At 27.2% G+C, this 11189-nt stretch carries 10 protein-coding genes; 6 read left to right on the top strand and 4 right to left on the bottom strand.

Features of this window, described 5'->3' with window-relative positions; all coding sequences use genetic code 11:
* Positions 1 to 215: 215 nt before the first annotated feature.
* Both KGF50_RS17565 and KGF50_RS17560 read left to right on the top strand, forming a co-directional pair.
* Complete coding sequence (locus KGF50_RS17565; RefSeq protein ID WP_227849262.1) at positions 216 to 2450, top strand: EAL domain-containing protein; 2235 nt, start codon at positions 216 to 218, stop codon at positions 2448 to 2450.
* 441 nt (positions 2451 to 2891) lie between these two features.
* Entirely contained in the window at positions 2892 to 4625 is a 1734-nt protein-coding gene (locus tag KGF50_RS17560; protein WP_227849261.1) for a sensor domain-containing diguanylate cyclase, read from the top strand.
* 822 nt (positions 4626 to 5447) lie between these two features.
* Here the strand turns inward: KGF50_RS17560 and KGF50_RS17555 are convergent.
* Both KGF50_RS17555 and KGF50_RS17550 read right to left on the bottom strand, forming a co-directional pair.
* Positions 5448 to 5777 (bottom strand): BlaI/MecI/CopY family transcriptional regulator, encoded by a 330-nt coding sequence (locus KGF50_RS17555; RefSeq protein ID WP_413926832.1) that lies wholly within the window; start codon positions 5775 to 5777, stop codon positions 5448 to 5450.
* 32 nt (positions 5778 to 5809) lie between these two features.
* The gene (locus tag KGF50_RS17550) at positions 5810 to 6100 is read right to left on the bottom strand and encodes a transcriptional regulator (protein WP_227849260.1); all 291 of its coding nucleotides are present in this window, start codon (positions 6098 to 6100) and stop codon (positions 5810 to 5812) included.
* Positions 6101 to 6307: 207 nt separating this feature from the next.
* Between KGF50_RS17550 and KGF50_RS17545 the strand changes: the two genes are divergently transcribed.
* The 4 genes from KGF50_RS17545 to KGF50_RS17530 all read left to right on the top strand — a co-directional run bounded on the left by KGF50_RS17545 (position 6308) and on the right by KGF50_RS17530 (position 9725).
* On the top strand, positions 6308 to 6541 hold the full coding sequence (locus KGF50_RS17545) for a helix-turn-helix transcriptional regulator (RefSeq protein ID WP_227849259.1): 234 nt from the start codon (positions 6308 to 6310) through the stop codon (positions 6539 to 6541).
* Positions 6525 to 6938, top strand: coding sequence for a hypothetical protein (locus KGF50_RS17540; RefSeq protein WP_227849258.1), 414 nt, complete (start codon positions 6525 to 6527; stop codon positions 6936 to 6938). Before KGF50_RS17545 ends, KGF50_RS17540 begins: the two co-directional genes overlap by 17 nt.
* Positions 6939 to 7543: 605 nt before the next feature.
* Positions 7544 to 8083, top strand: coding sequence for a PadR family transcriptional regulator (locus tag KGF50_RS17535; protein WP_227849257.1), 540 nt, complete (start codon positions 7544 to 7546; stop codon positions 8081 to 8083).
* A gap of 106 nt (positions 8084 to 8189) precedes the next feature.
* Entirely contained in the window at positions 8190 to 9725 is a 1536-nt protein-coding gene (locus KGF50_RS17530) for an MDR family MFS transporter (protein ID WP_227849256.1), read from the top strand.
* A 207-nt stretch (positions 9726 to 9932) separates the two neighbouring features.
* Here KGF50_RS17530 and KGF50_RS17525 read toward each other — a convergent pair whose 3' ends face one another.
* Together KGF50_RS17525 and KGF50_RS22605 are read right to left on the bottom strand one after the other, a co-directional pair.
* Positions 9933 to 10478 (bottom strand): GNAT family N-acetyltransferase, encoded by a 546-nt coding sequence (locus KGF50_RS17525; RefSeq protein ID WP_227849255.1) that lies wholly within the window; start codon positions 10476 to 10478, stop codon positions 9933 to 9935.
* A gap of 247 nt (positions 10479 to 10725) precedes the next feature.
* Entirely contained in the window at positions 10726 to 10911 is a 186-nt protein-coding gene (locus KGF50_RS22605) for a DUF6765 family protein (RefSeq protein WP_413926833.1), read from the bottom strand.
* Between the last annotated feature and the right edge of the window lie 278 nt (positions 10912 to 11189).

Genomic DNA, 11189 nt, shown 5'->3' with positions numbered 1-11189 from the left:
CTCTAAGCTTTTCAAAAGATATATTTGACTTTATATTTACATCTATGCGATTATATTTTTATATGCTATCTTTTATTTCCGAAATATCGCTTCATAAATTTAATAATATTGATATATTATTTAAGTATATTGTTCAAATATTAATTAACATTTAAATATTTTTAGTATAAACACAGTTATTATCAAAAAATCAAAGTATCTTATGGAGGAATACTATGCCAAATCATGATTATATAAAAATGTTAAATAAAAAAGTAGAGCTATTGTCTAAAGATTTAGAGAAAAGAAATTGCAAATTAAAAGTCTCAAACGAAATAGATTTTTTTACTAAAATACCAAATAGAAAATTTATATATCAATATATTGATAATTGTATTTCAAAAAATACTTCAATTGGAATTATGTTATTAAATATTGATAACTTTAAATTATTCAATGATATATATGGATACCTAGTTGGAGAAAATTTATTAATTAATCTCACTCAAAAATTATTGTACTATATTCCAAAATCTAAAGGTATAGTTGGACATTTAAGAGGCGAAGGATTTTTAATTGCTATCCCAAATGTATCAAAAGAAGAATTAGATGATATGGGAACATCTATTATAAAATGTGCTAGGGAAGTAAAAATACAGCTTCCTAATGAAAAAGAAGTCTATTCTAATGTTACATTTAGTATTGGTAGTACTATTTGGGATGGTAAATCAGATATAACTACTTTAATACTTTTAAATCAAGTATATAGTGCTTTAAAAAAAGCTAAACGTGAAGGTAAAAATAGATACATTTCATTTGATTCTAAGGATAATAATTTTTACAATAAATTAGAAAATGATAAAGAATTTTTATCAGAAATATCATACGCTTTATTGGATAAACAAATTGAGGTATTTTACCAACCACTTTATAATATAAAAAATAATACTATAGTTGGATGTGAAGCACTTGCACGCTGGAGACATCCTCTTAAAGGACTTCTCACTCCAGATAAATTTATACCTTTATTTGAACAATCTGGATTGATAGTAGAATTAGATTTATATTTATTCGAAGAGAACTGTAGAAATATAAGAAGATGGATTGATAGTAATGATGTGTTTGTTCCAATTTGTTGTAATTTTTCTCGTCTTCATTTTTTTAACCCTAATTTTCCAAGCACTTTAAAAAGTATTACTGAGAAATACAGTGTAGCTACATCAAATTTTAGCATTGAAATTACAGAGAATGTACTGATAGAAAATATAAATACAATTATTCAACAACTAAATGAATTGCGTTCTTTTGGTTTTTCTGTATCAATGGATGATTTTGGCTCTGGATATTCTTCCTTTGGTATGTTACAAAACCTTCCTTTTGATGTAATAAAAATTGATAAAATATTTTTGTCTCATAACTTAAACGATTTTAAAAACACAACAATTTTATATTCTATAATAAATATTGCGAGAGCTCTTGGTATGCTTACAGTGTGTGAAGGTGTTGAAACAAAACAACAAGTAGAGTTTATCAAAAGTATAAACTGTGACATAGCTCAAGGTTTTTATTATGCAAAACCTATGGAATGTAAACAATTTGAAAAGTTACTATCCAAAAAAAATACTTCAGATAAAATGTTTATTAGATATTCTGACATAGGAAAATCTTTAATAGAAAAAATCTTTGATGCATTTTTTATTATGCAAGATATGCAAAAACTAAGAGCAAATGTTATTGAAAATATTAAATGGTTTGACTTTTATAACAAAAAAGAACTTATATCTTTTCCTGAGGTGATAGAACACTTTGAAAAACATATCAAAGGTAAAAAATTTTCTATTCTTTATAAAAGTATAACTCCACATGATGTTGGTTCAGATTCATTACTAATTAGTGGAGAAGCTGTTTTATCTGATGAAACTACTGATTATCAAAAATATAGTAATTTCTATTTTAGTGCAAATTGTATTATTTCAGAAAACAAATTAATCTTAACAAAAATACATTTAGATTTAATTAAAACTGCTGGCTATATAAATGAATTTGAATCATATTCAATACCTAAAATGACAAACACTCATCTCGATGAAAGTAGTACTTTATCACAATTTTATTCAATGCTACCTGTAGGTATTATTCGCTATGATTTATTTGGTGATATGATTATTACATATATGAACGAAGAAATGTTTGATATTATAGGTTATACAAAAGAACAATTTTTTGGTGAAATGAGTGGCAACTTAAGGGCAATTGTTCATCCAGATGATTTAGACTTCGTTTATAAAAAAAGCTTAGAAATGATTGATACAAATAATATTGAACCTTTTTTATACAGATTTATAAAGCGTAATGGTCAGATTGTTACAGTTATGTATAAACAATGTAACCTTTCTGCAATTGATGGAAGGTCTATTGCGCAAGGTATGTATATAGATGTTGATAAAATAAAAAATTTAATAGATATTTAATTTTAACTGTCTCAACTCTAAATAAATTATAAATACCTCTATAGATTTATTAAATTAAAATTCTAATTTATATATAATTAATGACAATCATTCAACTACACAATTAATAACAATCGTTCGACAAATTGATGATAAAATTCCCACTATATGCTATAAGTTAATATATAATGCAATAAAATTAAGCTTTCTTTTTAAAGCACTCAGCTATTTAGAGTAACTAAATTTAATTTATTTGTGTTTTTATAATAAAATAATTTAATGCTATAAATCATAGTTAACACAGATAAAAAAAGTTTTTATATAAAAAACCTACTTTTACTTAAAACATTGCATAAAATTTTCTTATTTCATAAAAATGTCATAGTTCAACAAAGTTTTCTAATTTAAAAGTATTAATGTATAATATAATTAATTTATATAATAGTAAGAAAGGGGAATATCATGAGCACACTCTCAAAAAAAGCATCAGAATTGGTAAGACATATTTTAATGAGTTTTTATGTAAATCGAGATATTGATGAGGTATTAAGATATCTGTCAAAAGATATTACTTGGATTGGTCCAGGAGAACAAGAGTTTCTCACTTCTTTTAATGAAATAAAAAACTATTTTTATGCTGGTCAAAATGAAGTCCCTTCTTGTGATATGAATAATGAAACATTTGAAGTTGTAAGTGAAGATAAATATAGATGTATGGTCGTAGGAAAATATACTATTCGTACTAAAGAAAATGACCAAATGATTTTAGAGGTATGTCAGCGTTGTACATTTGAAATAATTGAAAACAATGGACAATTATTGGTGAGACATATGCACATATCAAATCCATACAGTGAAATGCAAGTTGATGAATTCTTCCCTAATAAAATAGGAACACAAAGTTATGATTATTTGCAAAGATTACTAAAGGAAAAGACAGAAGTAATTGAAATGATTACCAATAATATCAATGGTGGATTAAAAGGAAGCAATGATGATGATACATATTCATTTTTCTATGTCAACGAAGGATTACCCAAAATATTAGGATATACATATGATGAGTTTATTGAAATGAGTGGTGGCTCTGCAGTAGGTGCCGTATACCCACCAGATTTACCTAAAGCATTAGAAGATTGCCAACGATGTTTTGCAAAAGGCACTACCTATTCATCTGAATATAGAATACGTAAAAAAGATGGAACATTAATGTGGGTGTTAGATTCTGGAATGAAATCATTAAATAGTGATGGTATAGTAAAAATTAATAGCATTATTACAGATATCACTCAACTAAAAAATATAGAGTCTGAATTAAAGTTAGAGAGAGAACGCTATCGTATTGCTTTACAAAATATTACAGATATTATGTTTGAATATGACATTGAAAATGATAATTTTATAAGATATCAACGAGTTGAGATAGACCGAAAAATTGAACTAGAAAATTTTGAAACAAAAAATTATTCTAACATATTAAAAGATGGAAAAAATATTCATCTTGATGATATTGGTAAGCTATTGGAAGTACTTCGTGGAAACCTCCGTGAAACAATTGAAATACGACAGTTAGAATCATTAACTAAAGATGAATGGAGATGGATTCGTGTTCAATGTTCAGTTATTTATGATGGCGATTATAATCCAATCAAAACAATTGGTGTTTTGAAAGATATAACTGAAGACAAATCTAAATTTGAAAAATTAATTGCCCAAACTCAACGAGACCCATTGACACAACTCTATAATCAAAAAGCATCAGAAAATTTTATAGATGAGTACCTCTGTAACACTGAACAAAAAAATAGTGAGGCTTTAATGGTCATTGACATTGATGACTTCAAAACTGTAAATGATACTTTTGGACATTTAGAAGGAAATGAAGTTTTAGTTGCTGTTTCAAAAATATTAATGCAAAATGCAAATGGTACAGATATAGTTGCTCGTATTGGCGGAGATGAGTTTATGATATTTATGAAATCGTTGACAAAGGATTCTGTAATAAAAAGTATTAATAATATTTTAACTGATGTAAGTAAAATAAAAGTAAAAAACAATCATCAAATAACATTAAGTATTGGCATTGCTTTTGCTACAGATTCAAGTAAATCATATAAAAACTTATTTTCTAAAGCAGATAAAGCTTTATATTTAGCAAAAGCAAGTGGTAAAAATTGTTACAGAATATGTGAATAGTATCTTTGTTTAATATATTCCATATTAATATAAATCTAACTTATAAGACACATACTTTTATAAATACTATAATAAAACACTTTAAACAGTAAATTCTTCCCAAATTAAATTATAAGTCTTATGTATTTATCTTTTAACCATTTTTATGATATTTAACTAATATTTTAAGTTATTTTTCCAAACACACTGCTTATTTGATTTATATTATTTTTATTGCAATACTACATTATAAGCTATTCTATTTGAATTATATTATTATTTTTTATTCTTTTTTTGAAAATGATAATATAATTATAATAATCTTAAATAACAAAAACTGTAAGATAAGTTTTTATAAAAATAAACTTATCTTACAGTTTTTATATTTTATTAAAAAAGATTAAATTATTACAATCAATATAATTTTTAACAATTCAACTTCTCTACTCTGCTGTTCAATACTCTAACTAAATCCTGCTTATATATTAAATTAATTCTTCTACTATGTCTTTTATAAATAGTTGACATTCTATATGCTCTTCAAATTTTTCACTCTGTACACTTAAATTCACTACTCTATAATAAAATTTATAATTATTTACTATTTGCTGTTGACATTAGTACTATATCATAGTTTCATTTATAAATGTTGTTATTTCAACATCTTTATGTATTTTTCATATGCTTTTGTCAGTTAAATATTTTATCCACAATTTTTATATAAGTTTTTCACAACTTATCCACAACAATAAAAAGGTAGCACTTATATTAGTAGCTACCTTTTACTCTATTAATCTTCATCCTGCCAACTTTTTATCCAGTCTCCTATCTCGGTTATTTTTCTTAAGTTATTTCCTCTTTATTATGTAATTTGGAAATTAGTTCTGATAAAGGATTGTTATGCAAACCTCCAAAAATTCTTTTACCTTCTAGTTTTAGATATTCTTTTTCTTTTACTAGTACTGTATAGTGTACATGTTTTCCGATTCTTTGAGATATTAAAAAACCTTTTTTAGTTAATCTTGCTAAAAGTGTAATTGTAGTTGTATGTTTCCAACCATATTTGTTCTCCATTTCATCTGCAACATCTTTCGATATTACAGTTTTGTATCCTGAATTCCAAATATTTTTCATCAATTTTAGTTCTGCATCTGGTAGTTTTTTATTTAGCATAATTTGTTCCTTCTTTCTATATAAACATAAAATTATCTTTTTACTATATTTTTTATAAATTTTTTTAATTTTTCTTCTAACATATTATTTCTTTTATGTATTGTTGTAAATATTCTTATGAAAAAGTTATTATCTTCACTTAAATATTCTTTTTTAGTTACTAGTACCTCATAATTTGATTGAAAACCTACCTTCTTCTTTTCTAATGTTCTCATCTTTACTAATATTTTTAATAGAATTTCTGTAGTGCTTTTCCTCCATATGTATTCCATCAATATCAATTCCCCTCTGTGTAGTTTGTCTATTACCTCTTGTTGCTCCATTTTTACGTCACTTCCTCAAATTCAATCTAGCTTAAATTAATAATAGGAGGTTTTTTATACAAAAACTATAGGTAAATTTTTCTATACACTCTACATTTTTAGATTATTTTTATCTTTTCTCTAAAAGAAATTGACATTTTACTCTTTTCAAGATATTATGAAGTTAACTTCACATGAAGCTAGCTTCATATAGAAAGAGGGTATGGAATGAAAACGAAAGTACGAGAATTTCGAACAGATATGGGTTTAACACAACAACAACTTGCTGATTTAGTCCATGTATCAAACAGAACAATTATTTCAGTAGAGAAAGAACAATACAGTCCTTCTCTTATGCTTGCCTATCGTATGGCACAAGTGTTTAGTACAACTGTTGAAGAATTATGTTGTTTAAAAGAAAATAAAGAAATGGAGGACAAAAAACATGAAAGTAAAGAATAAACGAGGTTTTATAGTAGGTATTATAGCTTCTATGTTATGTTGTGCTAGTATAGTTATTTACTGCATTTTAAAAGAGCAAAGATTCCTAATTTCATCATTCCTTTTAATCGCAATCGCAATCTTTAATTTTTGTAATGCTTTTTCAAGAAAAGGCATTGCTGAAGAATTGCATGATAGTGCAGATGAAAGAGACTTATACTTAACAATGAAAACAAGTCATATATTAGTTAAAATTATGAACTATGTGTTATGTACCTTCACATTCCTTTTCCTCATAGCTTATAGTGCAGGGAAAAATCAATTGCTTCTAGTTATCGCTATAACACTATGTTCCATTGAGATTTTTTTGTTTGTTGCATATTTGCTTATAAATATATTTTTAGAGAAAAAAGAATAAATACAAGTTTATTGTTAATGTAACTATTTTAGAGGCTAATATATGTTTAATTTTTTATAAATATGAGTGGTGATATAAATGTGTTTTAAGACTTACATACTGAAAAGAATTGTAAATAACAAACAGCTGGAGATAACTCGAAGTTTTGACTTAGATAATCTAATTTGTACTGCAAAAGAAATATTACAATAAAATGAGATAGATTTGATAATCATTGATGCAGTAAACAATCTTGTTTGGAGAAATGAAAAAAGCACTCCCGCTCATGAGAATGCTTAATCGCAACTATAGAAGTGTACTGCGAATACACTTCTATTTTTTTATTATATCATATGTTTTAGGTTGTTAAGAAGACTTATTTAAATCGTTTTTAAGGTATGTTGAGTAATGTTCTTGATAAATGACAAGACAAATGTAACGCAGATTTCATAGTATAAACTGTTCTTACAGAAAACATATAATTAGATGACTGTAAAATAAGGTAAATAAAAAATTTTCAATGACTATCAACATATTGCAAACCATTTTTTTAGTATTGACATGTTTAATACATAGTAGTATAGTTGATAGTAGTATAAGTAATAGTTATGAAAGAGGTGAATACTATGTCAGTTGTTGATTTAATGCTTTTGGGATTTCTAAAAGAAAAACCAATGAATGCTTATGAAATCAAAAAGGTGGCAGAAAACCGTAATATTACTTGGTGGATAAAGGTTAGTTATCCATCTATGTATCGCAATATAAATAAATTGGCTGAAAATGGCTATATTGATGGCGAGATTGTTAAAGATGGTGAAATGCCAGAAAAGACAATATATACTATAAATCTTAAAGGAGAAAAATACTTTTTACAACTTATGGATAAATACTCAAAAAATCCTGCTAGTATTTATATTGATTTCACTGCTGTAATTTCAAACCTTGGTAAGGTAGATAAAGAAACAGGTGAACAAATGCTTGACAATCTTTACAAAGAATTTCACAAAACGAAAAAAATCATGGAAACAATCGAATATACTTATGAAAAATATCAAGCTAAGGCTGTACTTCAATTAAATGCACAAATGTATGATTTGTTCTGCAATTGGTTGATAGAATTCAAGAAAAATTTTTATGGTTCAGAAATAGAGATTGATAACGATTAAGATATGAAGACCAACGCTGAATGTCTTTAAACTTAACAGCAAAATTTTTTATGCATATACTATCATTAATACTAATATAGTTGATAGTTATTAGAAGGAGGACAATATGTATAGCAAAATGAAAATTAATAGACCAATAATTTTAATAGGATTGATGTTGAGTTTACTTATCTTTGCTTTAGACACTACCATTGTAAGTACAGCTATGAATAGTATTGTAACATCTTTAGGAGGTTCTGAATTTTATTCACTTCCTTTTACATCGTACATGTTATGTGCAACGCTTTCAACGCTAGTATGTGGAAGTTTGGCGGACATTTATGGACACAAACCAGTTCTAATTACTGGTATTATAATATTCTGCATTTTATCAGCGTGTTGTGGATTTTCACAAAATATGGAACAGTTAATTTGTTTTAGAGCCTTTCAGGGTATTGGTGGTGGCTTTATCGCTTCAAGTGTATTTACAGCAGTTGGTGATTTGTATCCACAACAAGAACGTGGTAAGTACATGGGCATTATTACTTCTATGTATGGTTTAGCAAGTGTAATTGGTCCTTTAGCAGGAGGTTTACTTTCAGATACTTTAGGGTGGACTTGGATTTTTTTTATCAACATTCCGATTGGACTGATTGCGTTATGCATCATAATCTTTGCACTTCCTACTTTTAAAGCTGAATTTAAAAGGAAGTTTGATATTTCTGGAACTGTAACTATTTCATTTGTAATCATACCACTCCTTAGTATTTTTAGCTTCGCTGAAAAATATTTTAAATGGATTTCAGTGTGGACAGGGACATTACTTATAATTAGCATCATAGCACTTGGTCTTTTCTTTAAGGTCGAAAAGAAAGTCAAAACACCACTAATTCCTTTGCAGTTGTTTAAAAATAGAATAATACGCCAATCTTTTATGGTTTCTTTCATAGCACAATTTATGATGCTGGTATCAATCATGTATCTCCCTTACTTTGTTCAAGGTGTAATCGGAGTAACAGCTACAACTTCTGGTATAATAACAATTCCAATGATGATAGCGCTCTTATTGGCAAGTAATATAACTGGTGTTGTTTATTCGAAAATTGGAAAAAGTAAAAAAATGCTATTATTTGCCTTTATTCTTATGTGCTTAGGTATTTTTGGGCTTACATTTTTATCTACATCTACAAGTTATGTATTTGTGATAATTTGTATGATGATTCTAGGTTTTGGAATTGGCATTACTATGCCTCTATCAAATGTAAATGCACAGATTTCTTGTATTCCACAGCAGATAGGTACTGTTACTTCTTTAATGCTTTTTTTCCGTAATATTGGTGGAACTATTGGTTCAGCTATATGTGGAGGAATTATGAATATGAGATTAGAGACAAGTTTTGCTTCCTTGAACATTGCAAATCTTCCTAATAAATTATCAGAAGTACTGAAAAATCCAGATATACTAACTAATACAAGTGTTATTAAAGAAATCCAAAATAGTTTACCAACAAAACTTTCAACTATATTTTTAGATTCATACCATAAAGCACAAGCGATTTTAGCAAACTCAATAAGTTTCATTTTTATCATTTGTCTTTGTATTACAATTGTTGGCTTAATCACAACCCTGTTATGGAAAGAAAATATAGAAAAACAATCATAAAAAAAGAAGGTAACAACTCTCTCCAGTTGCTACCTTCTAATCTTTCTATATTTATACAAGATATTTTGTACTTACAAGTATACAGTTTCCAGTTTTTTGTGCCCCCTTGTTAGATAATGGGGATTATATGACTCGTCCATCTCTGAAGGAAAAAACTATAATGTCACTTATTTGCAAATTGAAATTGGTTTGTTCATTATATTCTTGTTACAATTCTAATCTCATATAAATGATTTCCTGAAATCCTGCCTTGCGAGAATTAAAGCCCTTAGGATTTCTGCCATATTCAGTAAATCCTGTTCTTTCATACATTGATATGGCTCTTATATTTTCAGTAACTACATTAAGCTCAAGTTGAACATATCCTGCATCCCTTGCACATTCAATGCATGCATCCATTAACGCTCGTCCAATCCCAAGCCCCCAAAACTCTTTAACAACACTAATACCAAGTTCAGCACGATGTTGCACCTTATACTTAGAACCCACCGCTTCAATTCCAGCAGTCCCAGCAACTACATTGTCAACCATTGCAATTATTTCAATCTCATTTTCACTCTCAGACCTTTCTTTTAGAAATTGGCTTTCCTGTGTTACATCAAAACTATTCTCATCTGGATATGAAAGCAAGTAATCAGTTTGCATATGTGTCAAATTAAAATTATCTAACACATCCTGTCCATCACGTTCAGTTGCATTTCTCAAACAACATTCCTTGCCGTTCCTTAACACTATTGTTTTATTATATTTCATAATAAAGTTCCTCCTTAAAAATCCTAGTTTATCTATATGATACATTTCAATGATATATGCGTCATTCATTTTCTACTTTGTAAAGAATGGTATGTAGTCAAGAAAGGATAACTATGCTGTATCACAACAACAAAAATACACCTCCTATCACAATGTGGGAAGTGTCAATTTTGTATTTGATTATATAATGCTTAATTATCGTATCAATGCTCATTCAATTGCATCGAATTCGTGGTAAATTTCTTCTCTATTTTTCAGATTCTGAATTAGTCTGTATTGTGGGAAGCGTAAAATTTACATCATCATCAATCATACTTTTATTTGATTCCTCTACATATTGAGCAGAATAAGCAGTTGTCTTTGCATCAGATTCATTATAGCCAACTTCTTTAGTTGTAATATATTTACTATGATAGTGAAAATCTAAATTTATAAAATCACCTCTTAATTTTATTTTAAAAAATAATTATATATTTTTTCTTTTTTTAAGAATAAATCAAATATTTAAAATGGTCAACACTTATTATCTAACTAGGCATCAAAAACGAATAAATAGTCAAAAAACATATTTTTTCTAGAAATATATGTTTTCCCAATTTAATAAATATATTTATAAGAAAAAATCTCTGTAAATTTTTCGCCTGTAGTCTTGCTCTATTTTCATCTAAAATCGTTCGACAAACTGCTGATATAAATTATTAAATGTGGTAT

Origin of the sequence: Clostridioides sp. ZZV15-6598 (assembly GCF_020657705.1) — a bacterium.
GTDB lineage: Bacteria > Bacillota > Clostridia > Peptostreptococcales > Peptostreptococcaceae > Clostridioides > Clostridioides difficile_F.
Note: the sequence above shows the minus strand (reverse complement) of the source record. Positions and strands in the feature narration are given on the sequence as shown.

Coding starts and splice junctions, on each gene's coding strand:
- KGF50_RS17565 (WP_227849262.1), top strand. CDS start 216: ATGCCAAATCATGATTATATAAAAATGTTAAATAAAAAAGTAGAGCTA.
- KGF50_RS17560 (WP_227849261.1), top strand. CDS start 2,892: ATGAGCACACTCTCAAAAAAAGCATCAGAATTGGTAAGACATATTTTA.
- KGF50_RS17555 (WP_413926832.1), bottom strand. CDS start 5,777: ATGCTAAATAAAAAACTACCAGATGCAGAACTAAAATTGATGAAAAAT.
- KGF50_RS17550 (WP_227849260.1), bottom strand. CDS start 6,100: ATGGAGCAACAAGAGGTAATAGACAAACTACACAGAGGGGAATTGATA.
- KGF50_RS17545 (WP_227849259.1), top strand. CDS start 6,308: ATGAAAACGAAAGTACGAGAATTTCGAACAGATATGGGTTTAACACAA.
- KGF50_RS17540 (WP_227849258.1), top strand. CDS start 6,525: ATGAAAGTAAAGAATAAACGAGGTTTTATAGTAGGTATTATAGCTTCT.
- KGF50_RS17535 (WP_227849257.1), top strand. CDS start 7,544: ATGTCAGTTGTTGATTTAATGCTTTTGGGATTTCTAAAAGAAAAACCA.
- KGF50_RS17530 (WP_227849256.1), top strand. CDS start 8,190: ATGTATAGCAAAATGAAAATTAATAGACCAATAATTTTAATAGGATTG.
- KGF50_RS17525 (WP_227849255.1), bottom strand. CDS start 10,478: ATGAAATATAATAAAACAATAGTGTTAAGGAACGGCAAGGAATGTTGT.